24 protein-coding genes are annotated in these 26702 nt (G+C 70.0%); 18 read left to right on the top strand and 6 right to left on the bottom strand.

All coding sequences use genetic code 11. The features are described from left to right. The first annotated feature begins 129 nt into the window (after positions 1-129). From QOZ86_RS16980 to bfr, 7 genes are all read left to right on the top strand, one after another. On the top strand, positions 130-1212 hold the full coding sequence (locus QOZ86_RS16980; RefSeq protein WP_284493153.1) for a response regulator: 1083 nt from the start codon (positions 130-132) through the stop codon (positions 1210-1212). After that, entirely contained in the window at positions 1205-2194 is a 990-nt protein-coding gene (locus QOZ86_RS16975) for an ATP-grasp domain-containing protein (protein ID WP_284493152.1), read from the top strand. Before QOZ86_RS16980 ends, QOZ86_RS16975 begins: the two co-directional genes overlap by 8 nt. Further along, positions 2191-2940 carry a histidinol-phosphatase gene (locus QOZ86_RS16970; RefSeq protein WP_284493151.1) on the top strand — a complete coding sequence of 250 codons (750 nt, stop codon included), beginning with the start codon at positions 2191-2193 and terminating at the stop codon, positions 2938-2940. Before QOZ86_RS16975 ends, QOZ86_RS16970 begins: the two co-directional genes overlap by 4 nt. Continuing rightward, the gene (locus QOZ86_RS16965; protein ID WP_284493150.1) at positions 2937-4421 is read left to right on the top strand and encodes a glycosyltransferase family 2 protein; all 1485 of its coding nucleotides are present in this window, start codon (positions 2937-2939) and stop codon (positions 4419-4421) included. Before QOZ86_RS16970 ends, QOZ86_RS16965 begins: the two co-directional genes overlap by 4 nt. Then, positions 4418-4663, top strand: coding sequence for a hypothetical protein (locus QOZ86_RS16960; RefSeq protein ID WP_284493149.1), 246 nt, complete (start codon positions 4418-4420; stop codon positions 4661-4663). The genes QOZ86_RS16965 and QOZ86_RS16960 overlap by 4 nt, the downstream gene beginning before the upstream one ends. Positions 4664-4900: 237 nt before the next feature. Next, on the top strand, positions 4901-5131 hold the full coding sequence (locus QOZ86_RS21280; RefSeq protein ID WP_431521231.1) for a (2Fe-2S)-binding protein: 231 nt from the start codon (positions 4901-4903) through the stop codon (positions 5129-5131). Then, positions 5118-5600 (top strand): bacterioferritin, encoded by a 483-nt coding sequence (gene bfr / locus QOZ86_RS16955; protein WP_284493148.1) that lies wholly within the window; start codon positions 5118-5120, stop codon positions 5598-5600. Before QOZ86_RS21280 ends, bfr begins: the two co-directional genes overlap by 14 nt. A gap of 125 nt (positions 5601-5725) precedes the next feature. On the opposite strand, the gene QOZ86_RS16950 is transcribed toward bfr, so the two are convergent. Then, positions 5726-6682 (bottom strand): ABC transporter substrate-binding protein, encoded by a 957-nt coding sequence (locus QOZ86_RS16950; RefSeq protein ID WP_284493147.1) that lies wholly within the window; start codon positions 6680-6682, stop codon positions 5726-5728. Between the two features lie 137 nt (positions 6683-6819). On the opposite strand from QOZ86_RS16950, the gene QOZ86_RS16945 reads away from it, so the two are divergent. Both QOZ86_RS16945 and QOZ86_RS16940 read left to right on the top strand, forming a co-directional pair. Continuing rightward, positions 6820-7758, top strand: coding sequence for a siderophore-interacting protein (locus QOZ86_RS16945; RefSeq protein WP_284493146.1), 939 nt, complete (start codon positions 6820-6822; stop codon positions 7756-7758). A gap of 101 nt (positions 7759-7859) precedes the next feature. After that, positions 7860-8069 (top strand): hypothetical protein, encoded by a 210-nt coding sequence (locus QOZ86_RS16940; protein ID WP_284493145.1) that lies wholly within the window; start codon positions 7860-7862, stop codon positions 8067-8069. Here QOZ86_RS16940 and QOZ86_RS16935 read toward each other — a convergent pair. After that, positions 8066-8842 carry a MerR family transcriptional regulator gene (locus tag QOZ86_RS16935; RefSeq protein ID WP_284493144.1) on the bottom strand — a complete coding sequence of 259 codons (777 nt, stop codon included), beginning with the start codon at positions 8840-8842 and terminating at the stop codon, positions 8066-8068. The two genes, QOZ86_RS16940 and QOZ86_RS16935, sit on opposite strands and share 4 nt — an antisense overlap. Before the next feature lie 100 nt (positions 8843-8942). Here QOZ86_RS16935 and QOZ86_RS16930 point away from each other — a divergent pair, with 100 nt between their 5' ends. The 5 genes from QOZ86_RS16930 (at position 8943) to QOZ86_RS16910 (ending at position 14665) form a co-directional block, all read left to right on the top strand. Further along, on the top strand, positions 8943-10784 hold the full coding sequence (locus QOZ86_RS16930) for a hypothetical protein (RefSeq protein WP_284493143.1): 1842 nt from the start codon (positions 8943-8945) through the stop codon (positions 10782-10784). Next, on the top strand, positions 10781-11191 hold the full coding sequence (locus QOZ86_RS16925; protein ID WP_284493142.1) for a cupredoxin domain-containing protein: 411 nt from the start codon (positions 10781-10783) through the stop codon (positions 11189-11191). The genes QOZ86_RS16930 and QOZ86_RS16925 overlap by 4 nt, the downstream gene beginning before the upstream one ends. 73 nt (positions 11192-11264) lie before the next feature. Continuing rightward, on the top strand, positions 11265-12569 hold the full coding sequence (locus QOZ86_RS16920) for a hypothetical protein (RefSeq protein ID WP_284493141.1): 1305 nt from the start codon (positions 11265-11267) through the stop codon (positions 12567-12569). 117 nt (positions 12570-12686) lie between these two features. Next, positions 12687-12959 carry a flagellar FlbD family protein gene (locus tag QOZ86_RS16915; RefSeq protein WP_284493140.1) on the top strand — a complete coding sequence of 91 codons (273 nt, stop codon included), beginning with the start codon at positions 12687-12689 and terminating at the stop codon, positions 12957-12959. A 245-nt stretch (positions 12960-13204) separates the two neighbouring features. Then, positions 13205-14665, top strand: coding sequence for an NF041680 family putative transposase (locus tag QOZ86_RS16910; protein ID WP_284493139.1), 1461 nt, complete (start codon positions 13205-13207; stop codon positions 14663-14665). Positions 14666-14674: 9 nt separating this feature from the next. Here QOZ86_RS16910 and pgi read toward each other — a convergent pair whose 3' ends face one another. Then, the gene (pgi, locus tag QOZ86_RS16905) at positions 14675-16306 is read right to left on the bottom strand and encodes a glucose-6-phosphate isomerase (protein ID WP_284493138.1); all 1632 of its coding nucleotides are present in this window, start codon (positions 16304-16306) and stop codon (positions 14675-14677) included. A gap of 335 nt (positions 16307-16641) precedes the next feature. Here pgi and QOZ86_RS16900 point away from each other — a divergent pair, with 335 nt between their 5' ends. Further along, positions 16642-18129, top strand: a complete 1488-nt coding sequence (locus QOZ86_RS16900) for a SulP family inorganic anion transporter (RefSeq protein ID WP_284493137.1) — start codon at positions 16642-16644, stop codon at positions 18127-18129. After that, positions 18129-18572, top strand: a complete 444-nt coding sequence (locus QOZ86_RS16895) for a MerR family transcriptional regulator (protein WP_284493136.1) — start codon at positions 18129-18131, stop codon at positions 18570-18572. Before QOZ86_RS16900 ends, QOZ86_RS16895 begins: the two co-directional genes overlap by 1 nt. 1010 nt (positions 18573-19582) lie before the next feature. Here QOZ86_RS16895 and QOZ86_RS16890 read toward each other — a convergent pair. Next, the gene (locus QOZ86_RS16890; RefSeq protein WP_284493135.1) at positions 19583-21361 is read right to left on the bottom strand and encodes a DUF262 domain-containing protein; all 1779 of its coding nucleotides are present in this window, start codon (positions 21359-21361) and stop codon (positions 19583-19585) included. A 344-nt stretch (positions 21362-21705) separates the two neighbouring features. Next, entirely contained in the window at positions 21706-23118 is a 1413-nt protein-coding gene (locus tag QOZ86_RS16885; RefSeq protein WP_284493134.1) for an IS1380 family transposase, read from the bottom strand. 560 nt (positions 23119-23678) lie between these two features. Here QOZ86_RS16885 and QOZ86_RS21275 point away from each other — a divergent pair. Continuing rightward, entirely contained in the window at positions 23679-25235 is a 1557-nt protein-coding gene (locus tag QOZ86_RS21275; RefSeq protein ID WP_431521230.1) for a P-loop ATPase, Sll1717 family, read from the top strand. A 15-nt stretch (positions 25236-25250) separates the two neighbouring features. After that, the gene (locus tag QOZ86_RS16875) at positions 25251-26039 is read left to right on the top strand and encodes an FRG domain-containing protein (RefSeq protein WP_284493132.1); all 789 of its coding nucleotides are present in this window, start codon (positions 25251-25253) and stop codon (positions 26037-26039) included. A 51-nt stretch (positions 26040-26090) separates the two neighbouring features. Here QOZ86_RS16875 and QOZ86_RS16870 read toward each other — a convergent pair. Further along, a partial coding sequence (locus tag QOZ86_RS16870; RefSeq protein ID WP_284493131.1) for an ISL3 family transposase occupies positions 26091-26702 on the bottom strand: 612 nt, incomplete at its 5' end.

The raw sequence follows: 26702 nt of genomic DNA, 5'->3' as shown, positions 1-26702 counted from the left end.
TCCCACCCGGAGGGGTGAGACGGGGACGGCCCGGCTCAGGAAGGCCCGGGATCCGGTCGTCAACTCCCGCGAGGGACACCCGTCCCCCTCCCGGGCTGCCCGGGAGAACTGACCGAGGGAGCCGGAACCGTGGACGGTGCACTGCACGTCCTGGTCGTCGACGACGATCCCGACACCGCACTCTTCGTACGCACGGTGCTGCAGCGCGGCGGCATGTCCGTGACCACCTGCGCCGACCCGTTGGAGGCGCTGGCGCTGGCCGCACGCGTGGAGTTCGACGCGGCGATCACCGACATCGAGATGCCCGGGATGACCGGCCTGGAGTTCCTGGACCGGCTCCGCCAGCTGCGCACCGACCTGCCGATCGCGGTCATGACCGCGCACGCGTCGGTCGACTACGCCGTGGACGCGCTGCGCCGGCAGGCCGACGAGTTCCTGGTCAAGCCGGTACCCAAGGACACCTTGGCGGCCACCATCCGCCGGCTGGCCGAGACAGCCCAGGCCAAGCGTGCCGCAGGAGCACCCCGGCGGACGGTGCTCGCGATCGGCGCCCACCCCGACGACGTCGAGATCGGCGTCGGCGGCACCCTCGCCGCGCACCGTTCCGCCGGTGACCAGGTGGTCATCCTGACCCTGTCCCGCGGCGCCCGCGGCGGGGAGGTGGACGACCGGCAGAACGAATCCCTGGCCGCCGCCGAGCTGATCGGCGCACGACTGTTCCTGGAGGACCTCGAGGACACCCGGATCAGCCCGATGGACCCGACCACGTCGATCATCGAGCGGGTCGTGCGCGAGGTCTCTCCAACGATCGTCTACACGCATTCGGCCAACGACCGGCACCAGGACCACCGCGCCGTCCACCAGGCGGCGAGCGTAGCCACCCGCAACGTGCCGACCGTCGCCTGCTTCCAGAGCCCCTCGGCCACGATCGACTACCGGCCCACCCGGTTCGTGACCATCGACGGCTTCACCGGCACCAAGCTCGACCTGCTCAGGAACTTCACCTCGCAGGCCGGCATCCGTACCTACCTGCAGGACGACTTCGTCCTGGCCACCGCCCGCTACTGGTCGCGCTACGCCAGCGGCGGCCAGTACTGCGAGCCGCTCGAGGTCGTCCGCGACGCCGGTGGCGTCGTCGGGGCCACCAGCGGATCCGCCTTCCAGTCCTCCTCGTCCACCACCTCGAACCCTTCGGAGCGCTCCGGTGTCTGACCCCTCTCCCACCCGTGTCCTCGTGACCGGCGCCGGCGGCCCGGCCGGCATCGCCGTCCTGCGCTCACTGGCCCTGCGCGACGACGTCGAGCTGCTCGCGGCCGACATGGACCGCTACGCCAGCGGCCTCTACCTCGTCGACGCCCCCGCGCGGCATCTGGTGCGACCCGGCCTCAGCGAGGAGTTCGTCGACCACCTCGTCGAGCTCTGCGAGCGCGAGCGGGTCGACGTCGTCTTCTCCACCGTCGACGTGGAGCTGCCGCGGCTGGCCGCCGAGCGCAAGCGCCTCGACGCGGTCGGCACCACGCTGGCCGCGCCCAGCCTGGAGACCCTCGAGGTCTGCCTGGACAAGTACGCCCTGGCCCGCCGCTGCACCGACGTCCTGCCCACCCCGCGCACCGAGCTGCTCGGCGGGACCGACCCCGGCAGCTGGGACTACCCCGTGATCGTCAAGCCGCGCCGCGGCGCCGGTTCCCGCGGGGTGCACCTGGTCGAGGACGCCGACTCTCTGCGCGCCCTGGGCAGCGACGAGGACGTCCTGGTGCAGGCGCACCTGCCCGGCGACGAGTACTCCGTCGACACCCTGGCCGACGCCGACGGGCACGTGGTCGCCGCCGTGCCGCGGTCGCGCCTGCGCGTGGACTCCGGGGTGTCGGTCGCCGGCGCCACCGTCGCCGACGCCGAGCTGGAGGAGACCGCCCGCCGGGTGGCCGCCGCCGTCGGTCTGGTGGGGGTGGCGAACGTGCAGCTGCGCCGCGACGCCGCGGGCCGCCCCGCACTGCTGGAGGTGAACCCGCGGTTCCCCGGCGCCATGCCGCTGACCGTCGCGGCGGGGGTCGACATGCCCTCGCTGGCGCTGGATCTGGCGCTGGGCCGGCCGCTGCCGGCGACGGTGCCGTTCACCGAGCTCGCCGTCGTCCGGTACCTGGAGGACGTCTTCCTCGCCCCGGGCGACGTCGTTCTCGAGGAGACCGGCCGATGACCACCGCCGTGGGTGAGCTGGACCTGCTGCTCACCGACCACCACGTGCACTCCACCTGGTCCGACGACGCGGTCAGCTCCCCGATGGAGAACCTGGTCGCCGCCCGGGACACCGGGCTGGCCAGCATCCGCATGGTCGACCACGTCCGGACGACGACGACGTGGGTTCCCGGCTTCCTCGCCGAGGTGGCCGCGCTCCCCCGCATCGACGGGCTGGAGGTGCTCACCGGCGTCGAGGCCAAGATCCTCGACGCCTCCGGCCGGCTCGACGTGCCCGACGACCTGGTCGTCGGCCCGGGCGGGGTCGACCGCATCCTCATCGCCGACCACCAGTTCCCCGGCCCGGACGGCCCGTGGAGCCCGCGCCGGACGCTCGAGGAGATGGCCACCGGCCTGACCGGTCAGGACGCGCTCGACATCCTGGTCACCGCCACCGTTCGGGCCATGGGGCGGGTCGGCCGCGGCCAGCTCGCCCACCTCTTCTCGCTGCTGCCCAAGATCGGGCTGCACGAGAGTGCGCTCTGCGACGACCACCTGGCCGCGATCGCCGACGCCGCCGTCCGCAGCGGGACGACGGTCGAGGTCAACGAGAAGTGGCGCTGCCCCGGCCCCCGCGTGGTGCTGGCCCTCGCCGCCGCCGGCGTTCCCCTCGTCGGCTCCACCGACAGCCACGAGTGCTCGACCGTGGGCCGCTACTCCTGGGTGTCCGACGCCGCGTCGGCCACCCGGCTGGTGGGTACCCGATGACCGGGTTCCTCTCCGCAGGCGCCGACGTCGCCGGGATCGGCGAGACGGTCCTGACCGTCTTCCTGCTGGCGCTGGTCGGCATCGGTGCGATCCCCGTGGTGGCCGGGTTGGCGCAGTTCCTGGTCATCCCGCTGCACGCGGTGCGCAACCACTACCGCGAGACCGGCCCCTACCTGCCCAACGTCGCGGTCGTCATCCCGGCGTGGAACGAGGCCGCGGTCCTGCCCATGAGCATCGAGCGGCTGATGGGGCTGGACTACCCGCCGGAGCGGCTGCGGGTCTACGTCGTCGACGACGCCAGCACCGACGACACCCCGGCCGTGCTCGCCGCCTGCGCCGGGCGATTCCCGGGCCGGGTCGTGCACCTGCGCCGCGACGAGGGCGGCCAGGGCAAGGCCCACACCCTGAACCACGGGCTGCGCGAGATCCTCGCCGACGACTGGATGGAGGCGCTCCTGATCATGGACGCCGACGTCATCTACGAGCCCGCGTCGCTGCGGAAGATGACCCGCCACCTGGCCGACCCCACGGTCGGGGCGGTCACCGCCTACATCCGGGAGGGCAGCCGCGACCCGAAGGGGATGACCCGGTTCATCGGTTTCGACTACCTGGCCGCGCAGGCCGCCTCCCGCCGGGCGCAGAACGTCGCAGGCGCGATGGCCTGCCTGGCCGGTGGCGCGCAGCTGCACACCCGGGAGAACCTCCTGGCCATCGGTGGCCAGATCGACACCTCGTCGCTGGCCGAGGACACCGTCACCACGTTCCGCACCCAGCTCGGTGGGCGCAGGGTGGTCTTCGAGCCGCACGCCCGCGTGCTGGCCGAGGAGCCGGCCGGCGTCGACGCGCTGTGGAAGCAGCGGCTGCGGTGGGCCCGCGGGAACGTGCAGATCACCTCGATGTACCGGCACCTGTGGTTCCGCAGATCGGTGCACCCGGGGCTCGGCGGCTTCTTCTTCGGGGTCTTCTGGTTCGCCATCCTGCTGCTGCCGGTGGCGATGCTGCTCACCGCGACCGGTCTGATCGGGCTCTACCTGCTGGACAGCCGGCTGGCCGGCGAGGTCTTCGGCGCGGCCGTCTTCGTCCCGATCGCGACGTTCGTCTTCATGGTCACGCTGACCATGTCGGTCGATCCCGGCACCGGCCGGAAGGTGTGGCGGGAGGCGTTGCTGTTCCCCGGCGCGATCTCCTTCGTCGTCCTGCTGACGGCCGCCTTCCCCGGGCTGGTGCCGCTGTCGGGCACCGCCGAGACGGTGTGGACGCTGTTCGTCTACAGCTGGCTGGTGCTCTGCATCCCGCTGGCCTACGGCGTGCGCAAGCTCGAAGGCACCCGCTGGGGCCGGCCGCTGACCCCGCTGGCGCTCTACCTGGTCGGCTTCGGGCCGATGATGTGCGCGATCACCGTGGACGCCTACGTCAAGGAGTTCCGCGGGGCCGCGATGACCTGGGACAAGACCGAGAAGACCGGGAGGGTCGCGGCGTGAGCGCCGTCCACCAGCTGGCCGGAGCAGGACAGCCCTACCGGGTCAGCCCCCCGGTGGTGCTCTCCGCCGACGAGCTCGCCCGCTGCGGCGGGCGCCTGCCGGTGTGGGCCGATCCGATGGCCCTGGCCGACGAGACCGAGGCCGACCGGCTGCGTGAGCGCCGGTTGTACATCGGACTGGCCGTCGCGCTCGCCGTCGTCGTCCTGCTCTTCCTGGTGCGGACCGCCGTCCTCGCCGCCTGAGACCGCGACCCGGCCGTCCTCCTGTCCCCGGGGTGGCCGGGTCGCAGCTCCACCGCGGCCGCGTCCACCGGGGCGCCCAGGACATCCGGCCGAGGGCGACGGGACGACAGCCATCCGACGGAGGGGCCGGGGACCCCTGGCGCGAAGCGGTTAGGCCAGGCTAACCTGCTTCTGCGGCGCCTCGGGACTCCCCCGGAGCTCCGCCGCCCTGCTGTCTCGCGTTAGGCGACCCCCTCCATGTACGTGTGCCACTGCAACGTGGTGACCGACCGCGACATCCTCGAGGCCATCGCCAACGGCGCACGGTGCGTCGCCGACGTGGCGCGCGCGACGGGGGCGGGCCGGACCTGCGGCAACTGCGTCGGCTCACTCCGCGACCTGGTGTGTCAGCATTGCCCGGTACGAGCCGGGGGCACCACCGAGCACCCGGCCGAGCGAGAGCTGGGAGTATCCGGTGCAGCCCGTTAGCCCCCGCGTGGTCGAACTGCTGAACGACGCGCTGACCTTCGAACTCACGGTCACCAACACGTACTTCCTGAACGCCCGCATGCTCGACGCATGGGGCCTGCCCAGGCTCGGCAAGGTCTTCTACGACCTCTCCATCGACGAGATGCGCGACGCGGACGCGCTGATCCAGCGCGTCCTGCTCTTCGACGGTCACCCCAACGTGCAGCGCCTCGGCGCGATCCGCGTCGGTGAGACCGCCGAGGAGATGCTCGTCCTGGCCCTCGACAGCGAGAAGGCCGCCGTCGCGCAGTTCAACGCCTCCGCGAAGGAGTGCCACGAGCTCGGGGATCACGGCACCGCCTCGGTGTTCGAGGAGATGGTCCTCGACGAGGAGAAGCACGCCGACTGGTTCGAGGCGCAGCTCGCCGCCATCGAACGGGTGGGTGCGCCGCAGTACCTGGCCGCGCAGGTCGCCACCGAGACGCCCTGACGGCACCGGCCGCGCGCAGCAGCGAGGGCCCCCTCCCGGTCACCGGGAGGGGGTCCTCGTCGTTCGGCCCCTCTGCAGGGTCCCGCGCCGAGCCTGCGAGGCGTGGGGGGCAGAGGGGTCCTTTCTCAGCCGACCAGGAGATCCTCGAGCTGCTCCAGCTGCAGCATGGCGGCCTTGAGCCCGATGCCGGTGTAGAAGACGTCGTCCTCGACGGCGTAGGCACGCCCGTTCTCGACCGCCGGCAGCCGCGGCCACAGCGGGCCGGCGACGACGGCGGCCTCGCCCGACTCGTCGGCCGATCCGTAGGACGAGTACAGGACGACGTCACCGTTCGCCTGGGTGAGCTGCTCGGCGCTGAGCTCGGCGAACGTGGCCACCTCGCCCTCGGGCAGCTCGACGAGGTCCAGCCCGATGTCGGCCAGCACCGTGCCGATGAAGGACTCCGGCTGGTAGGCGCGGATGGGCCCACCGACGAAGCGCAGCGGGCTGATCGTCGTCGCCCCCGGGTCGCCGATCGCCTGGCCCAGCTCGTCGGCCTGCTCCTCGTAGTCGGCGAGCAACTGCTCGGCCTCCTCCTCCTTGCCGAGCGCTTCGGCGTCGAGCAGGAAGTTCTCCTTCCAGGTGTCGCCGAGATCGGCCGCGAAGACGGTCGGGGCGATCTGCGACAGCTGGTCGTAGATGTCCTCGTGCCGCACCGAGTTGGACAGGATCAGGTCCGGCTCGAGAGCGGCGATCGCCTCGAGGTCCGGCTCCTGGATCGTCCCGACCACCTCGACGCCCTCCGCGTCCTCGGCGAGGTAGCTGAGGAACTCCTCGGAGACGTCGGTGGTCACCGCGCCGACCGGCGTGACGCCGAGGGAGAGCGCCGCGTCCAGCTCGCCGGTGTCGAGGACGACGACGCGCTCGGGCTCCTCCGGGATCTCGGTCGTACCCATGGCGTGCTCGACCGTGCGCGGGAACTCCGCATCTCCCGCCGACGTGGCTGCCGTGGCCTCCTCGGCTTCCGGCTCCCCGCCGCAGGCGGAGAGGGCCAGGGTCGCCGCCACCGCGAGGGTGGTGGCCTGCAGGACGCGCATCGTCATCGATCTCCTTCGGTGGTGCGCCCACCCGGCGGGCGAGAGCTGGCTCGGCCTGCAGGCATGTGCCAGACTGCAGGAAGCCAGGTGAGGCTAGCCTAAGTCGAGAGACGGTCTGCACCTGCCCGGACCCGGGAGGCGCCGTGACGGTCCAGACCCTGCAGATCCCCGCGTACCGAACCTTCCCGGTGCGGGTCTCGCGGGTGCAGCGGCTCAGCCCCAGCTTCCTGCGGATCACCTTCACCGGGCCGGAGCTGGGCGACTTCTCCTCCAACGGGTTCGACCAGCGCATCAAGGTCATGCTCCCGCTGCCCGGGCGCGGCATCCTCGACTTCCCGGCGGGCGACGACTGGTACGGCGCCTGGCGGGCACTGCCGCCGGAGCGCCGGATGCCGATCCGCACGTACACGGTCCGGGGGCTGCGGCCCGAGCGAGGCGAGGTCGACGTCGACTTCGTCCTGCACGGCGCCACCGGTCCGGCCTCGGCCTGGGCCGAGCGAGCAGCCGTGGGCGACGAGGTGGTGCTCGTCGGCCCCAACGCCCGCTTCCCCGGCCCCACCGGCGGCTTCGAGTGGCACCCTCCGGCGGACGCCTCCTGCCTGCTGATCGCCGGCGACGAGACCGCCGTGCCCGCGGTCTGCGCGATCGTCGAGACGCTGCGGCCCGGCCAGCGGGCGAAGATCCTCCTGGAGGTCCCCACCGCTGCCGACGCCCTCGACGTGGCCGCGCCCGACGGCGCCGCGATCACCTGGCTGCCGCGCCGGCCGGGCGGCGGCGCCCCGCCGGCCCCGCGGGGTGCCCTGCTCACCGCGGCCGTCATGGCGGCGGTGGACGAACTGGCCGACGTCCGCACGCCCACCCCGGGCGTCGTGCTCGACGACGTCGACGTGGACGCCGGGATCCTCTGGGAGGTCCCCGACGAGGACCTGCCCCCTCGGCGCTCCTCCGGCGTGTACGCCTGGCTGGCCGGCGAGGCGGGCGTCGTGAAGAGCCTCCGCCGGCACCTGGTCCAGGACGTCGGCATCGACCGTCGATCGGTCGCCTTCATGGGTTACTGGCGCGAGGGCCGCGACTCCGACTGAGGCGCGGCGGCCGCGACCGGCCCGGGCCGACCGGCTGACCCGCCCCCGCTCGGGTTGCTCGGTGACATCGAACGGTGTCACATGGAGGGGTGACCGGAGCGGTGGACCTGCTGGCGATGGACGGCCTGAGCATCATCGGAACCCTCGGCTTCTTCGTGCCCGCCGCCATCCTCGTCGCGCTCGTCGCGGCGGCCGTGGTCCGCGACCGCCGGATCAGCGCACGTGAAGCTGCGGCGGAGGCCGACCGGAAAGGCATGGCGCGGGAAGAGATCGCCGAGGGCGAGAGCCCGTACCGACGCGCTGCCGATTAGTCCTCGTCCGGCTCCTCCAGCTCGCCGAGCGCCACCTCCACGGCGGAGGCCACCTCGGCCGCCATCTCGGTGCGGAAGGCGGCGAGCATCGCCTGCGCGGCCACCGGCTGCAGCCGGGTGACCGTGGCGAGGATGTCCGCCAGCTGCTCACGGGGGGCGCCCGCCTCGACGAACGCCCGCCAGCCGGTGTCGACGAACATGTGCACATAGGTGCGCGCGATGGCTCGCACGTGCTCGTTGACCTGCGCCTGTGCCGCGATGAGGGCCTCCGGCGACACGCCCAGGCTCATCACCTGGAGCCCGGCCATGAGCAGCGCCGGGTCGAGCACCCGGATGCGGTCGTCGTCCAGGCGCTCCACGAGACCGAGGCCGATCAGCTGGTCGACGAGCTCGACGCCCTCCGCGACGCCGGCCCGTGCGGCCAGCTCGGCACCGGTGATGACCTCCGGCTCGGGCGGCAGCCACGGGGCCAGCAGAGCGCGGTGGAGGGCGAGGGTGGCCGAGCTGGCGGTCGGCGGTGCGCTGGCCAGCGTCCGCTCGATCATGGCCAGCGAATAGCCCTCGGCGAGCATCTCGCGCACGAGGAGGAGCCGGGCGACGTGCTCGCGGCCGTAGTAGCCGGTGCGCCCCACCATGCGGGGCGGCGGCAGCAGGCCACGCGCCGAGTACGCCCGCACGTTCCGCACCGTGACACCCACCCGTGCGGCGAGCTCGTCGACCGTCAGCTCCCTGTCGATCCCGTCGGTCGGCTGCTCTGAACGCGCTGCACTCACGCAGCCCTCCTTCCCGTCGTCACCTTCCGGCAATCCGCTCGTTCTATGTACCAGTAGTTGATGTCACCGTGAGCGGTGTTCCATTACGTGGAGGGAAGCCATGCCACTGGCCGCCGATAACCGACCTGCCGGCGGCGCCGCCATCGCCGAGGTACTGCTCGCCACCGGCATCGGGCTCGCGCTCACCGCGGCACTGCTCACCGTCGTCCACCTGCACCGCACCCGGCGCTCGACGGTGCTCAGCCGGGTCGGCGGCCGGTTGGGGGCCGCCACCGGCGCCCCGGCCTGGGTGGCGCTGCCGACGATCCTGACGACGATCTCGCTGCTCACCGCCCTGCTCGGCATGCTCTGGGACATCGCCCTGCACATCGGGGTGGGGCGTGACGAGGGCCCGCTGGCCAACCCGGCGCACTTCCTCATCCTGTTCGGCCTCTTCGGGGTGTTCGCCGGCGGCGTCCTGGCCTGCGCCATGCCGCTGGACGAGAAGCCGGGCCCCGCTGCCGTGCGCTTCCTGCGCGGGTGGGACGTGCCGGTCGGCGGCATCATCCTCACCGCCGCCGGCTTCTACGCCCTGCTCGGCTTCCCCCTCGACGACGTGTGGCACCGGATGTTCGGCCAGGACGTCACGCTCTGGGGCCCGACCCACCTGATGCTCATCGGCGGCGCCGGGCTCGCCGTCATCGGGCTGCTCCTCCTCGAGCAGGAGGGCCACGGCGGCCTGTCCACCGGCGACGGCGACCGCCCGGCCGGCCGTACCGCACGGTTCGTCCGGCAGGCATCGGCCATGGGCGGGTTGCTGCTGGGCATGTCGGTGTTCCAGGGCGAGTACGACTTCGACGTCCCCCAGTTCCGGCTGGTGCTCGAGCCGCTCATGATCGCCGGCGCGGCGGGCCTCGCCCTGGTGGCCGCCCGGATGTTCATGGGCCGCGGCGGCGCACTCGCGGCGGTCGCCTTCTTCCTCGTCGTCCGCGGCACCATCTCCTTCGTGGTCGGGCCCGCCTTCGGCGAGATCACGCCGTCCTTCCCGCTCTACCTGGGGTCGGCGATCGTGGTGGAGCTGCTCGCGCTGTCCCTCCCGCCGGCCCGCCGTCCGCTGGCGTTCGGCGCGGTCGCGGGCGTGCTGATCGGTACGGTCGGCCACGCCACGGAGTGGGGCTGGACGCAGTTCACCCAGACGCTGTCGTGGACCAGCGACATCCTCGTCGAGGGCACCCTCATGGCGATCGCCGGCGGCGTCGCCGGCGGCCTGCTCGGCGCGCTCCTCGCCTCCGGTCTGCGTCGCCGGCTGCCCCGCCCCGCCGTGGCGCGGACCGTGCTCGCCGGCTCCCTGGTCGTGCTGGCCGCCGCGGTCGCCAACGGCCTGCTGGCCACCGTCCCCGACGACATCGAGGCCACCTTCGGCATCGAGGACGTCCAGGCCGACCCGCGCACCGCGAACGTCACCGTGCAGCTGGACCCGGCGGACTTCGCCGACGACCCCGCCTGGGTGCAGATCACCTCGTGGCAGGGCGACGGCCTGGTGGTCGCCCCGCTCGAGCGGACGGGCGAAGGCGCCTACCGGACGACCCAGCCGGTCCCGCTGCACGGCAGCTGGAAGACGCTGCTGCGCGTCCACGACGGCCGCGTCCTCACCGCGGTGCCGATCTACCTGCCGCAGGACGACGCCATCGATGCCGACGCGGTGCCCGCCGAGGACGGGATGACCCGCTCGGCCATCCCGGAGGTGGAGATCCTCCAGCGCGAGCTCGAGAACGCGCAGGGCGGCCTCTGGACGGTCTCCAACCTGGTCGTCCTGGTCTGCACGCTGGCGCTGGTGACCGTCATCTCGTGGGGCGTGGGGCGGTACGCCCGCCGGGCCGGCGCGCGGGAGCCGAACGCCCTCGCCCCGGCGGACAGCCCCGCCGAGGGGACGACGGCCGGCTCCGGGGCGGTGCGCCGGTGACCGGGCGCCGGATCCTCGTCGCCGCGCTGGTGCCCCTGGCGCTGGCCGGGTGCGCCGGCACCACGGCTTCCGCCGGGCAGGAGGCGGCGACCACGTCGCCGGTGGTCACCGCTACCACCGCGGCACCGGAGCCCGCCGGGCCCACGGGGCAGCGGATCGAGGTGCAGGTCGCCGGCGGAGAGGTCAGCGGCGACACCGGGCGGGTGCCCGTCCCGCTCGGCGAGCTGGTCACCGTCGTCGTCACCGGCGACGTCGCCGACGAGCTGCACCTGCACGGTTACGACCGCACCGCCGACCTGGTCCCCGGGCAGCCGGCGGAGCTGAGCTTCGACGCCACCATCCCCGGGGTGTTCCAGCTGGAACTGCACGAGGCCGGGACGGTGCTGCTGACGCTGCAGGTCTCGTGACCGAGCGGGCGAGGTCGCACGACGACAGAGCACCCGGGGGCACGAGCCCGACGAGCGCCGGCGAGGAGACCTCGTGACCCTGCTCGCGCACGGCGTCGGTTCGCGGACCGACCTGCCGATCCCTCTCGGCCTGGCGCTGTACGGCGCCGGAGCGGCGATCCTGATCAGCTTCGCCGCCCTGCTGCTGTTCTGGCGGGCGCCGAAGCTCGGCGGCCCGTCGTCGGGGCGGCCGCTGCCGGCCGGGGCGCAGCGGGTGCTCGACGGCCCGGTGCTGCGGCGCTGCCTGCAGGCGGTCGCGCTGGCGTTGCTCGCCCTGGTTATCGCCGCCGCCGTCGCCGGCCCCGGCGAGACCGCGCGCAATCTCGCCCCCTGGGCGCTGTACGTGACCTTCTGGGTGGGGCTGGTGCCGGTCAGCCTGATGGTCGGGCCGGTGTGGCGGGTGGCGAACCCGCTCCGGCTCGTGCACCGGATCCTGCGCCCCCTGGCACCCACCGCCCCGGGGGCGCACCGGCTGCCCGCCCTCGGGCTCTGGCCGGCCGCGGTCTCCCTGCTGGTCTTCCTCTGGTTCGAACTGGTCTACCCGGACCGCGCCGGGCCGGGCACGGTCGCGGCCTTCCTCGTCGGCTACGCGGCCGTGCACGCCGGACTCGCCCTCTGGTTCGGCGAGGGCTGGTTCGCCTCCGGCGACGGATTCGAGGTCTGCTCCACGCTGATCGCCCGCCTGTCCCCCTGGGCGCGCCGGGACGACGGCCGCCTGGTCCTGCGCAACCCCCTGGCCAACGCGACGGCGACCCCGCAGGCCGCCGGCCTGGCCGCGGTCGTCGTCGTGCTCCTCGGCTCCACGGCCTTCGACGGGCTCTCGCGCACCGTCTGGTGGCAGACCGGGCCAGGTGCGGCGGACGACCCGCTCTCGGGCACGCTCGGCCTGCTCGGGAGCGTCGCCGTCATCTCGCTGCTGTACCTCCTCGGCACCCGGCTGTCCGGCCGGCTGGCCGGTCAGCCGGCCGGCATCCAGCCGCGCCGGTACGCCAGCAGCGTCATCCCGATCGCCCTGGGGTACACGGTCGCCCACTACTTCAGCCTGCTGCTCCTCGACGGGCAGACGACGTGGATCCTCGCCAGCAACCCGTTCGGCGCGCCCGGCGTGGACCTGTTCGGCACCTACGACGACGCCGTCGACCTGACCGCCGTCAGCCCGGACACCATCGCCTACGTGCAGGTGGGCGGGGTGGTCGCCGGGCACGTGGCGGGCGTGACGCTCGCGCACGAGCAGGCCCTGCGGTCACAGCGGCACGCCCGGGCATCGGATCAGCTGCCGCTGGTCGTGGTGATGGTGCTCTTCACCGTCGGCGGGCTCGGGCTGCTGTTCGGCTTCTGAGGGCCGCGGGTTCACCCGTTCGGGCGGCCGCGCTCCAGCTGGAGGCCGCACCGGCCGATGGGAGACCTGCAGGGACGGCATGTCGCCGGCCCGTCGCCGATCGAAAGGCGCGCTCCCGTGATCGCTGTGACCTGCCGCAACGGTGAGCACTTCTCCGTCGACCCCGACCACATCGAGCGCATCGAGCACCACGGCGACACCGTGGTGCACCTCCTCGACGGAACCCACTTCGTCCTGGAGGCGGCGTTCGACGACGTGCTGCGCTGCATCGCCGACGACCGCGCCGGCGCGTTCGCGCGGCGGGCCGAGCTGCTCAACGGCTACGCGGCGATGCCGACGGCGGCCCGGCCGGCCCGCCGGCTCGGCGCCACGGCGTCCGCGCGGGACTGATCCCGCTCGGCTCCAGAACGCGGCGATCCCAGCCCGTACGGCCCCGGTGAGCGCACGCCCGGCCGGTGCCGGGCTGGCGCACCGCCTGGGCCGTCGAGGGGCTCGCCGTCTGGGCGATCGTCCTCCCCTCAGCTTGTCGTTTAACCCGTCCGCGCCTCGGTGAGTTACACCGATGTGCTTCCGGCTGGCATGAGGGCGGCCACCGCGTGATCCTTTGAAGTTGCGACGCTTCCAAGAAATCGGCGGTGGCCGTCATGGACAGTCTGGACCCGGTCGGCGGGGTTGGCCAGAGCACGGCTGCGATGGACCGGCTGTGGGTGTTCCGCGGCGAGGTGTACCAGTGCCTGGGTCGACGCCGAGATGTGCTGTTCGAGTTGACCGACGCGTTGTTGTGCACCGAGGGTCCGGTCAAGACGCTGGTCGGGCTCTGTCTGGCCCCGGAGCATCGCCGTGGTCACGGTGCCCTGTACGACGCGGTCAACTGCGGGCAGGTCGATGCCGACCGGCTGCGTGAGACGCTGGCGGAGCTGCCGGTGCCGCGGATGTTCGGCGGGCGGATCGTGTTGGCCGTCGACGTCTCGCCGTGGCTGCGCCCGGACGCCGAGACCTGCCCGGATCGGCTGTTCTGCCACGTCTACGGGCGCGGACGCAACGCCGATCAGCGGATCCCGGGCTGGCCGTATCAGGTCGTCGCCGCGCTGGAGAGCGGGCCGACCAGTTGGACCGCGGTGCTGGATGCGGTGCGGCTGGGCCCGGCCGATGACGCGACCGCGGTCACCGCCGATCAGCTGCGCGCGGTCGTGCACCGATTGCAGGCAGCCGGGCACTGGCGTGCCGGCGACCCGGCGGTCATGGTGATGCTGGACTCCGGCTACGACGTGACCCGGCTGGCGTTCGTGCTGGCCGACCTGCCGGTGCACCTGGTCGGGCGGATCCGCGCCGACCGAATCATGCTCGGCCCCGCCCCGTCGCCGGGCGCCGACCCTCGCGCCGGGCGGCCCCGCCGGCACGGCGCGGTCATGGCGCTGGCCGACCCGGGCAGCTGGCCGACCCCGGCCACGCAGACACAGACAGCCACCACCCGCTACGGGCAGGCCGCGGCCACCTCCTTCGACCGGATGCACCCACGGCTGGCCTCCCGCGGTCCCTGGGCCGACCACCCCGGCCGGCTGCCGATCGTCGAGGGCACCGTGATCCGTCTGCAGGTCGAGCACCTGTCCGGCCAGCGTGAGGCCAAGCCGGTGTGGCTGTGGTCCTCGGCTACCGGCGCCGACGCCGAGGAAGTCACCCGCTGCTGGCAGGCCTACCTGCGCCGCTTCGACCTGGAGCACACCTTCCGTCTCTGGAAGCAGACCCTCGGCTGGACCGCCCCGAAGATCCGTTCCCCGCAGGCCGGTGACCGTTGGACCTGGCTGGTGATCGCCGCGCACACCCAGCTCCGCCTGGCCCGCCACCTCGCCGTCGACCTGCGCCGGCCCTGGGAGAAACCCCTGCCCGCCGAGCGGCTGACCCCCGCCCGGATCCGGCGAGGATTTCGCCACCTGCGGCAGAAGGTCCTTCAGCCGGCCAGCGCGCCAAAACCCAGCCGACCCGGACCCGGACGACCACCCGGTGTGAAGAACCGTCGTCCCGCCCCCCGCTACGACGTCGGAAAGACCGCCAAGCGAGACACCGCCACAGGCAGCGACCAACCCGTCAAGGGTTAAACGGCAAGCTCAGGCCGTCCGGCCCCGGAGCCGCCGGTAGTGGGCCACCAGCGCGGCGGTGGACGGGTCCTGCTCCAGCCGCGACGGTTCCGGGCCGGTCAGTGCAGGGGCCAGCTCACGGGCCATCACCTTGCCCAGCTCCACCCCCCACTGGTCGAAGGAGTCGATCTGCCAGATCACCCCCTGGGTGAAGACGACGTGCTCGTACAGCGCGACCAGCTGCCCGAAGGTCGCCGGGATCAGACGGGGCGCCAGGATGACCGTGCTCGGCCGATTGCCGGGCATGACCTTGTGCGGCACCAGCGGCGCAGGCGTGCCGTCTGCGGCCACCTCCTCCGCGGTCCGGCCGAAGGCCAGGACCGCGGACTGGGCGAGCATGTTGGCCATCAGCAGGTCGTGCATGTCGCCGACGGGGTGGTTGGGCTCACCGAATCCGATGAAGTCCGCCGGCACCAGCGACGTCCCCTGGTGCAGCAACTGGTGGAAGGCGTGCTGCCCGTTGGTGCCCGGCTCCCCCCAGTAGACCTCGCCGGTAGCCGTGGTCACCGGCTGCCCGTCCGCGCGGACGGACTTGCCGTTGCTCTCCATCGTCAGCTGCTGCAGGTAGGCCGGCAGCCGGGACAGGTACTGGCTGTAGGGCAGGACGGCGTGGGTCTGGGCATCGAAGAAGTTGCCGTACCAGATGTTCAGCAGACCGAGCAGCACCGGCACGTTCGCCTCGAACGGCGCGGTGCGGAAGTGCTCGTCGACGGTGTGGAAGCCGGCCAGCATCTCGTCGTAGGCCTGCGGGCCGATCGCCACCATGAGCGACAGCCCGATGGCGGAGGTGAGGGAGTAGCGGCCGCCGACCCAGTCCCAGAACTCGAACATGTTCGCCGGGTCGATGCCGAATTCCCGGACGGCACCGGTGTTGGTCGACACCGCGACGAAGTGCGTGGCCACCGCGGCCTCGTCCCCGTCCATGGCCGTGAGCAGCCAGTCGCGGGCGACCGTGGCGTTGGTGAGGGTCTCGAGCGTGGTGAACGTCTTGGAGCTGACGACGAACAGCGTCTCCGCCGGATCGAGGTCACGCGTCGCCTCGGCGAAGTCGGTGGGGTCGATGTTGGAGACGAACCGCACGGTCAGCCCGCGGTCGGCGGAGTCGCGGAGCGCCGTGTACGCCATCGCCGGCCCGAGGTCGGAGCCACCGATGCCGATGTTGACCACGGTCCGGATGGGCCGCCCAGTGTGCCCACGCCACTCCCCCGAGCGCACCCGGTCGGCGAACGTGCGCATCCGGCTCAGCACCTCGTGCACGTCGCGGGTGACCTGCTGCCCGTCGACGACCAGCGAGGCGTCGGCCGGTGTGCGCAGCGCCACGTGGAGCACGGCGCGGTCCTCGGTGGTGTTGACGTGCTCGCCACGGAACATCGCCGCGATGCGCTCATGGAGCCCCGCCCGCTCGGCCAGCGCGACGAGCAGCCGCAGCGTCTCGTCGGTGACCCGGTGCTTGGAGTAGTCGACGTACAGATCGCCGGCGAGGGCCGTCAGCCGCCGCCCGCGGTCGGGGTCCTGCGCGAAGAGCTCCCTCAGGTGGATCTCCCCGACGGCGCGGCGGTGCTCCTCGAGAGCCCGCCACTCCGGCGTCGCGGTGATGTCCATGGTGCCTTCCTCCCGGTATGACCTGCGCCCCCGGCGGGCGGTGCGCGCAGTGTGGCTGAGGCTCCTGCGCCACCTGTGGCCTCGGGGCCGGACGTGATGAACGGCTCATCGCCCAACCCTGACGTGAGGGACGAGTTCCCGGCAGACTGCCGTTGACACCAGCGACGCCCCCGGCGGCACCGAACGTTACGGGTCGGCACATCCCTACCCCTGTTCCTGCCACCGGACCGAGCCTGGCTTCCCGGGTGCACAGCCGCACCCGCCCCCCGATCCGGCACCGCCTTCCGGTGCTGCCCCGCCTGCGCCGACGACGGCGCACCGAACGAGACGGACCCATGCCCTCTGCACTGCCCACCCTGCCCAAGCCACGTCTGGGGCGCCCCGCCTGGCTCTCGCCGTCGGTCGCGCGCACCGAGGTCCTCGCCGGCCTCGTCGTCGCCCTGGCCCTGATCCCCGAGGCCATCAGCTTCTCCATCCTCGCCGGGGTCGATCCGCGGGTGGGCCTGTTCTCCTCGTTCGTGATGGCCGTCGTGATCGCGTTCACCGGCGGCCGACCGGCCATGATCACCGCTGCGACCGGTGCGATCGCCCTCGTGGTCGCCCCGCTGGCACTGGAGTACGGCGTCCAGTACCTGTTCGCCGCGGTCGTCCTCGGCGGCGTCTTGCAGATCCTGCTGGCCGCGGCGGGCGTCGCGCGGCTCATGCGGTTCATCCCGCGCAGCGTCATGGTGGGCTTCGTCAACGCGCTGGCGATCTTGATTTTCGCCGCCCAGCTGCCGCACCTGATCGACGTCCCGTGGTTGGTGTACCCGATGGTCGCCGCCGGCCTCGCGATGATCTTCCTGATCCCGCGGCTGACCGCCGTCGTCCCCGCACCGCTGATCTCGATCATCGTGCTGACCGGGCTCACCGTCGTGGCCGGCCTCGCGCTGCCCGACGTCGGCGACCAGGGCGAGCTGCCCGACAGCCTGCCGTTCTTCGGGCTGCCGGAGATCCCGCTGACCTACCAGACGCTGGCGATCATCACCCCCTACGCCATCGGCGTCGCCCTCGTCGGGCTGATGGAGTCGCTCATGACCGCCAAGCTGGTCGACGACCTCACCGACACCGGCTCGGACAAGACGCGGGAGTCCTGGGGCCAGGGCGTGGCCAACGTCGCCTCCGGCCTCTTCGGCGGCATGGGTGGCTGCGCCATGATCGGCCAGACGATGATCAACGTGAAGTCCGGCGCCCGCACCCGGCTCTCCACCTTCCTGTCCGGCATCTTCCTGCTGACCCTCGTGGTGGTCCTCGGCGACGTGGTCGCCATCATCCCGATGGCCGCCCTGGTCGCCGTCATGATCTTCGTGTCGATCGCCACCTTCGACTGGCACAGCCTGCGCACCATCCACCGGATGCCCCGCAGCGAGACCACGGTGATGCTCTCCACCGTCGCGGTCACCCTGGTCACCCACAACCTCGCCATCGGCGTCGGCGTCGGGGTCCTGGTCGCCTGCGTCCTCTTCGCCCGCCGGGTCGCCCACCTGGTCGAGGTCACCAGCGTCACCGACGGGGAGGGAACCCGGATCTACAACGTGCACGGGGCGCTCTTCTTCGCCTCCAGCAACGACCTCGTCTCCCAGTTCGACTACAACGACGACCCGCCGTCCGTCGTCGTGGACCTGTCGAACGCCCACATCTGGGACGCGTCCACCGTCGCCGCTCTCGATGCGATCACCCACAAGTACGAGACCCGCGGCAAGACGGTCGAGATCGTGGGCCTCACCGGGCACTCCGCCGACCGCTTCGACCGGCACACCGGCCAGCTGGCTGGTGCGCACTGATGCGCAGTGCAGCGGCCGGCAACCGGGTGGCCTGTGCAGGAGAGGTGACCGGTACCCCTCGCGGCGAGCTGATGCAGATCGGACAGGTCGCCGAACGCACCGGCCTGAGCCTGCGGACCATCCGCTTCTACGAGGAGAACGGGCTGGTGCTGCCCACCGCCCGCTCGGAGGGCGGCTTCCGGCTCTACAGCCAGGACGACGTGGCGCGGCTCGACGTCATCAAGCGCATGAAGCCGCTGGGCTTCTCGCTGGAGGAGATGCAGGAGCTGCTCGGTCTGCTGACCGAACTCGACTCCGACGACGGCGACCGTGCGCAGCTGCTCGACCGGCTCCGGATGTTCCACGAGGCTGCGACCGCGCGGGTCACGGCACTGCGCGATCAGCTCGCGGTCGCCGAAGGGTTCGCCGGGAGCCTCGCCGCCCACCTGGACAGCCGGCGCTGACCGACCGGTCATCCCGAACGCCCCTCCGGCAGTCGTCGGTGGCCGCGAGCTCCGTTCTCCACGACCTCGTGCGCGACCGCGACCGTGACGACGGGCGGGTGCGCGCCCGTCGTCACGGCTGCTGTGGAGCGGCGTGCGCGCCCACCGGACATGTCCGGCTCCTGGGGTTCCCGCACGATCCCTCCGCCGGGGCGTTCCAGGTCCGGACGCCCGATCCCGGACCCGGGCGGAGGCCCGCCACGTCGTCACGGTCGGACGCGAGGCGGCCACCGGGCGACCACACGCGGCGCACACTCGTCGCCACACACGGTGTGGTCACCGTACGGGCGACGTGCGCCGGCACCGCCGTGATCGATCCCCGGCCCCGTCGCTCCCGCGAGGGAGCGATGTCGCGGCAACAGGTTCAGGCGCCGTCCCGCAGCCACGGGAGGGCGGAGATGACTCAGGGCGCCCCTCCGGAGGAGGGACGCCCTGAGTGATCGGGGTGGAGCTGAGGGGACTCGAACCCCTGACCCCCACACTGCCAGGCCGACCTGATGACGTCCGCCGGCGTCCGCTGAGGTCCGAAAAGGCCTGCTGAGCAGTGAGTTTGCTGCTTCGCCGGACGACAGCGAACGGAGGCGAACCAAGATCGATCTGGGCCAACTGCAACCAGAACTGCAACTAGAATCGCCGTTCGTTAGCACGACTCATGGCCCGAGAGTAGTCAGTGGTGCTCTGTCGGGTCCGGAATCTCCGGGCGTGGGATCTGGCCGAGCTAGCGTGACGACGTGCTCCTGGCGGCCGGCGAAGTGATGTCCCTGGGCGGCTCGACACCCCGGCTGGGTTCGGCGAAGAGCAGCGACCGCCCAGCGACGGCGTCGGACGCCGGGTGCTGTTCCTTCGCGAGAAGCCCGCCTTCGAGCTGAGCTGGTGGTGCGGCACCTGCCAGTTCCTCTTCCGGCGCCTCGAGGGCGCCAACGACACCCTGACCTGAGTCCGAGGCGGGGCAGCTGTCCTGCCGCCGCGGACTACTCGTCGATCTCCGCCGCCGCGGGCGACCCACCGAGCGCCTTAACGAGGCGTTCCCGCACCCGCGCCTTGCGCTGCTCGTAGAAGTCGAGGTAGTTCGCTAGGTCGAGGGGCAGACCGTCCAGATCGTTCTCCCTGAGGTAACCCTGCCTCTTCTCCTCGGTGGGAAAGACGGTGTCTGACCCGATCCAGTCGGCGGGGAGCACATCCTGCTTCTCGATGTTGGCTGTGCCGGCGAGCAGTTGCAGATTGGGCAGGAGGTTCACGGTCTCCGTGTACGCCTCCACCTTGTCGCTGGGGACACCAGCCGCCTCGAGGCGCTTACGGGTGAAGCGAGACTTCGGGAAGATGTGGTCCTCGTGGAACTTCTTGCCCAGGTCGAGTCCGGGGTAGAGGACGGACAGCACAGAGAAAGTGCGCTGACCTGCGTACTTGAGGTTGAGGAGTTCGTCCACCTCAGCGGGGGTAAAGGACAGGCCCTTACCCACCGCCGCCATGGCGCTCTCCACCTCAGCGACGGGGAACGGTCCAGTGCCGTTTGCTGTCAGCACGTCCCGGATGCGGGTGAGAGTGGTGTCGAGACCGGACCCCCAGATGCCGCGCTTGATGAGCGAGCGCGTCACCCACTGCTGAAGTGCGAGACGGTCGGTGGCGTCGGCGCTGGAGTCCAGGTAGGAGTCCGTCGCCTCCCGCAGGTGCAGGTAGTGGGCGATGGGCATGATGACGCTGTCAGCGGTGAGGTTGCGCTCGTTGTAGCCAAACTGCTGAAGCAGAGTGGCTGCCCGCAGGAGTGCGCCCTTAATCTGTGGCCACGCCTGCTCCACCTTGGTCATGTTGACCTGGGTGAAGTTGCTGACTTTGAAGCGCACATCCACCCCGGCAATGGACAGCGCCGTCTTCAGCACCACGTCCTTGGAGAAAGAGAACTGCCGCCCAGCGTTGGCGTTGAGGTCGCTAACGAGTGAGCGCACTTCCTCCCGTGCGTCCAGCCCCTGCCACTGGTTTGTGGCCATGGAAAGAAGCAGGTCGGAGTAGGAAAGTGTGGTGCCGCCGCTGTTCACTCGGACAAATATTTCCAGCACCTTGTCCGGGTCCTGGTCCGAAACCAGGAAATAGTTCATGGGTTTAAGCACCCGCACTGCCTCGTACAGGTCGTAGAGGCGCTGGAAGGGTTCACTGGATCCTCCGATTCGCCGCTGCTCCAGCTCCTTCATCATGGCCGGACCGGCGTTGGGCAGGTTGAGGACGTCACCTACCTTGAACCACTTGTCCTCGGCATCCTGCTCCGGTGCCGCCTCCTTGTCGGTGAGGAAGCGCAGGTCGTACTTAAGCCCCAACTCCTCGTCCTTCGGCTTCTCAGTGAGGTTCAGGTACAAGCGCTTGGTGGGGAAGGCGTCTGCACTGTTCCACCAGGAGTACTTCTTCTTCTCCGCGAAGCTGCCGTAGAGGGCGATGTTGAGCGAGGTCAGGCGCTGCTGCCCGTCGAGCACGGCGGTGGCGCCTGAGCCGGACACCACTGTGGCCTTGTCCGCGTAAGGGTTGTCGCGTTCGTGGTAGTTGGTCAGAAACTCATAGAACGTGTAGGACTGCGCGGTTGCCGGTTCCACCTGCCAGAGAAGGAAAGAGCCCACGGGATAGCCCCGCATGAGACTGTCCACCAGCTTCACGATCTGCTCCGTGCCCCACACGAACTCCCGCTGGATCGCGGGCATAAGGTAGTCCCGCTTGTGGATCGCGAGAAGCATTTCCTCGATGCTGCGGGGGGTCTGGAACGCCATCTGAAGCTCCTCAGTCGGTGACGGACACCGCCGCGCACGCGCCCGCGGCGATCTTGGAGTCGTCTCGATCAAGCTAGCTGACCGCACGGACAACTTCGCGCTGTCTTCAGCTGTGGCGGTCAGGACGCCGGACGCTGCGTCGAGTAGCCGACTTCGCGTCCCTCCGAACACATTCCCCTAACCCGGATCTTTCGTCCGACGGCCGGTGATCATCGGGAAGCGGTTCGGTGGGCCGCCGAGCGCGATTTTGGCATTGGGGTGTGACGGTTCGGCCGAGGTCGCTCGGGTGGGCGCCGGTTCCACGGTCCGGTGTCGATCAGGTCGTCGAGACGATGAGGGCTGCGTCAGCCGGGAGCGTGCACCGGTCCGGCAGTCAGGGCGCGTAGCCGGCCGACGGCGTCGCGGACGACGACGGCCCACGGGTGGTGCTCGGCCAGGTGCAACAGCCGGCGGCGGCCGGTGCGGGCCAAGGTCGCCGGGACGGTGAACAGCCTGGTCCGCAGCCGTTTGGGCTCCCACCGTCGAGCGGCGGTGTCGGTGAGGGCGAGCATCTGCATCCAGGCGGTGAGCTCACAGGCCAGGGCGACGATGGCGCACCAGATCTGGTTCTGGGCGAAGTCGTGCAGCGGCAGGTTGGTCAGCCCGGTGTCCTTGGCGCAGCGGATCCGGTCCTCGGCTCGGGCCCGGCGGCGGTGTCGCAGCTCGAGTGCGGGCAGCTGGCCGCGGGTGGTGTTGGTGGCGAAGGCGGTGACCCGCAGCCCGTCGGCGTCGGTGATCCGCAGCTGCGCGCCGGGATGGGGGCGTTCCTTGCGGGCGATCACGCGCATCCCGGGCGGCCAGCCGGTGAGGTCGAGTAGGCCGGTGAGTTCGGCGACCCAGGCGCCGTCGCGGATCTGGTCGTTCGCGTCGTAGGCCGGGGTCCACACCTCGGCCGGGATCTGGGTGAGCAGGTCGGCGGTGTTGGCCGGCAGGCCGAAGCCGATGGAGTAGGACAACCGCTGCCCTGCCAGCCAGTCCAGGAACTTGTGGCTGGCCCCGGCCCCGTCGGTGCGGATCAGGATCTTGCGGCCGGGCCGGGTGCCCGGCCGGTGCCCAGGCAGCTGCGCCAACGCCTGGCGAGTCAGCGCAATGTGGTCGGCGGCGGTGTTGGAGCCGGCGTTGCCCGCTCGCAGCATCACCGCCAGGGGTTCCCCGCTGCCCTCTGCCCCGTGGTCGAGGAAGGAGCACAGCGGGTGGTGCCCGAACCCGCGCTTGAACGTCGGCGCGGCCTGCTCCTTCTCCGAGTGTGCGGTGACCAGGGTGGCGTCGATGTCGATGGTCAGCGGCGCCGCGGCATCGGCGGCGTGGTCGGGGGCGTGCTCGCCGGCCAGGGCCCACACCTGCGCGCGGGCCGCCGCCCGCGCGGTGTTGATCGCTTTCAGCGCCGCGGGGGCGTCGGCGGCGAGGGCGTCGATCGTGCGGGAGACCGTCGGGTCCGAGGCCACCGGGCCGTAGACGCCGGGCTCGGCGCGCAGCAGGGCGATGTCGGCCAGGCAGTCCCCGCCCAACGCCAGGGTCAGCGCCAGATCGAGGACGACCTTGCCCGGATCGTGGATCGCCAGCGGCTTACGCCAGGGCGTCAACGCCGCCGAGAGTGCGGCGTCCAGGCCTGCGGCGGCGACGGTGTCGGTCAGCAACACCCCGCCGGCGGAACCGACCGCAGGCACCTCGGCCGTGTCGACCTGGACGCGGGGATAGAACCGGCTACGCTTCTTCACCTGGAAGGTGCTCCTCGATCGCTTCGGATATGTCCCTAGACAAGACACATCCTTGCTGGTCAGGAGCACTTTTCAGTTGATCAACACCCGCTCACGCCGCTCTACCGTGAAAGCCCCGGGCTAAGCGCGCCAACCCCTGCCCAGCCCGGCCGCCGCGCCGGCCAGTCACGCCTAACACACCACTGCGCTTCGATGCACGGGGCTGGAGCGGCTCGTCCGCGCGGACCTCAGCTCCGCGGACCCTCCCAGCCGGCGCAGTTCCCCGGCTCCCCATCTTCCCGCGGACGTATGCCGCTGAGCTGCGACATAACTCTAGGCCCGTCCGCACACTCCCAGGCTCTCGTGACAACCCTGCATGATCGACTAGCACGGCGCGCGGCCACACGTTACGAACGAGTTCCGATCGTCATAGCGTGGCGCCTGCCTAAGCCCGTCGAGGCCCGCCGCGCAGCGAGAGAAGGTCAACAGATGACGAATAGCATTCACGACGCCAGTCGCCTAACGGGTTGGTGCTGTATATGTCCGCCTCCGGCCAATCTTCTTAGGCGAAGAGGTCGGAGATGACTACGAGTCACCGCCCCCAGAAGGAAGAGCCGTTCGGCATTCCCGATGGCGCGATAGGACAATTGGAAGATGCGACCAGTTCCTTCATAAGTCTTCCGGAGCGACATGGCGGCATCGCCCGGAGCCCGTCAGATGCGCGGGTCCGAGTGCTGATCGGTAAACTAGGGGCTGGGAAGTCCCTGTATCTGCGGAGGATGCAAAACTATCAGGTTCAGCATAACGCCTCTACGTATGCTGCTGAGCCAGCTTCGAATCCTTCACGGCTCCAAAGCGCAGATCTTGCGTACTTCGTACGGCGCCTTCGCATCGTTGGCGCCAACACCGAGCAGTGGAAACTGCTGTGGCGAAGGGCAATCGTACGCAGTGCCGCTTCACACCTTGCTTGCTCGAAAATCCTCAGGCCCCACCTACCGCCTCACGGCTTGGAAGCGCTAACAGAGTTTTCTGACTTCCTAGGTACGCCGAAGAGTCCTAGAAGTGTGGTAGACAGCGCAAAGGAGATTATAGACAACAAGGGTCGTCTCTCGCGGTTCTTAAATGCCTCGGATTGGACTGATGTCGAGGCGCTTCTTGCGGAGATGATCGCACAGTCGCGGCCGATATTCTTGTATGTGGACTCGCTAGACGACACGTACAGGTGGGCGCCCACGCTTTGGACCCAATGCCAGCGCGGCCTGTTCTACACCGTCATGGACCTCCTTCGCGATCATGTCTTGAGCCAGAGACTCCACGTGGTCGTCGCTATCCGAGACATTACTTTTGCCTCCATTAGGACCAGCGAGAACTCCCTGCGCTACCTCGATGAAACCCATATCAACATTCTCGACTGGAACCGGGATAGTATTCGAGAGCTTCTTCGTCACAAGCTGCGCACGCTGGACTCTCGATACTTTATCGACCCGCAGTCCCGGACAGTCGAATCATGGCTGGGTTACAAGACGATAGCCAACGGGCGACCCAACCCCGCCCATGAATTACTTGAGGATTACCTGCTACGGCACACCCGTCTGGTGCCTCGGGATATTATCGTTTTAGGCAACGACTTCTGCCGCGTTATCGCCACGCACGAGCGAAGTGAGATTACCCCGGAACTTATTCGTGCCAAGGTGGCTGAGAGATCACGTGGATTCGCTAATGCACAGATCGCGACGTGCGCTAATCAGTCGATCAGTGATCTCCTGCCTGCGGAGGCAATTGATCACGACTTCGAGAATATATATCTACAACCCCAAGAGTATACGCTAGCGGAGTTTCAGGGTCACGTGCTGAGTTGCATCGAGACGACAGGTAGCGAGGTTTTCCATGCCGACGGTGTAAAAAGACTGACCTCATGTGCGGAAGAGCTTTTCGGGCAACCAGTGCGTCTTGCCGACATCCTCTGGCAGCAAGGGCTGCTGGGGTATGTGGATCAGAACGGATCGCACTACTTCTCCCTGTCCAGCTCTTCGCAGCATGTGCTCCCAAGGTTGGCGCCGAGCGCGCTCTACCGCTGGAATCCCATCTTGTTCGATCTGACCAGGAGGATCGAGCACGCCGAAGAGGCGCCCTTCTGAGCCGACGGGGGAAGCGTGACTGCTTCAACTAAGTGGTACATCACCAGGGAGTTCGAGGCCTGGAGCGAGTTCAAGGCCTTTGTGTCGGACGACATTCTGGACGGCCACTGCGAAGGCGTAATGTGCAAGGACCTCGTCTTCAGAGGTCAGGGCAACGCTAATTGGCCCCTCACGGCCAGCCTGGATAGGATCCTCTCGCATGTAGCTACCCAGGTGCGCCAGCAGATCCACGAGACCATGCTCAGCAGCTTTCGGACGAGAGCTAAAGGCGAGAGCCCTCTACCTGGAAATGATGCGGAAGTCCTCGCTCTGATGCAGCACTACGGGGCTCCGACTCGTCTGCTCGACTGGAGCGGCAGCCCGTATGTGGCAGCCTTCTTTGCCTTCTCCAGCACCCGTTGGGCGCAAGGGCAATCGAATGTTGAGGAGGATGAGGAGGACGAAGCCAATTGCGCAATCTTCGCCTTGCGCCGAGACTCGCCTGCCCTCAGTGCCGGGGCGGGTGTTGAAACCGTAGCGACGGATCTTCTGAACAACCCGCGCGCCTACCATCAACAAGGAAGCTTCACTGTTAATCGTTCACTGCAGAGTAGTCTTGAGGAATACTTCAAGCTGTACTTCACTAATGCCAATGTGCCGGAGCCGACGCTCTGGAAGTATGAGCTGCCACGGCGAGAAGCGTCAATCGCCCTCCGCGACCTGGAGCTCATGGGGATAACTTCAGAATCGTTGTTCCTGGGCTGGGAAGGGTCCGCGAGGTATGCCTTCTTTCGGGCGATGGACGCTGCCAATCTCTTGCAATAACCCAAGCACTCGATCGGACGCATTGTCTTAGCGGCGAGCTTTGCCGGCTCTTCACGATCGAGGGTGTAGTCGACTCCTGAACCCGCCGGTCTCGAGAAGCGATCGGGCGATGTAGTTGGTCAGGTTGCGGAACCCGAGCGCGGAGCCTCGGAGGTGCTCGAGTCGTCCGTTGATCGCCTCGGTCGGTCCGTTGGAGGTACCGGGCCGGTCGAAGTAGGCCAGCACGTCGGCAGCGCGCTTCTTCAGCGTTCGGCCCAGCGTGATGACCTCGCTGAGCGACTTCGGCACGCCGGTGCTGACCGAGTCGATCAGGTCGATCATCAGCTTGCGGCCGCGCCGCCGGTCGTCTTCTCGGTAGGCAGCGATCATCCGCTGGTAGATCCCCCACGTGGCCTCGACCTCGACGTGCTCATCGGCAGCGAAGAGGGCTCGAAGGCGTTGGGTCTGCTTGTCGGTGAGCAGGTCGGCGCCGGTGTGCAGCGTCCGCCGGGCGCGGTAGAGCGGGTCGTTCTTCATGCCGCGGTGGCCGTGCAGGGCCTGCTGGACCCGTCGGCGGCACCGGTCCAGCGCATCGCCGGCCAGGCGGACCACGTGGAAGGGGTCCATGACCGCGACCGCCTCGGGCAGTTCCTCGGCCGTGGCGGTCTTGAAGCCGGTGAACCC

Source organism: Blastococcus capsensis (assembly GCF_030165005.1).
In the GTDB taxonomy this organism is placed as follows: domain Bacteria; phylum Actinomycetota; class Actinomycetes; order Mycobacteriales; family Geodermatophilaceae; genus Blastococcus; species Blastococcus capsensis.
The sequence above is the reverse complement of the archived record's forward strand: the minus strand, read 5'-3'. Positions and strand labels throughout refer to the sequence as shown.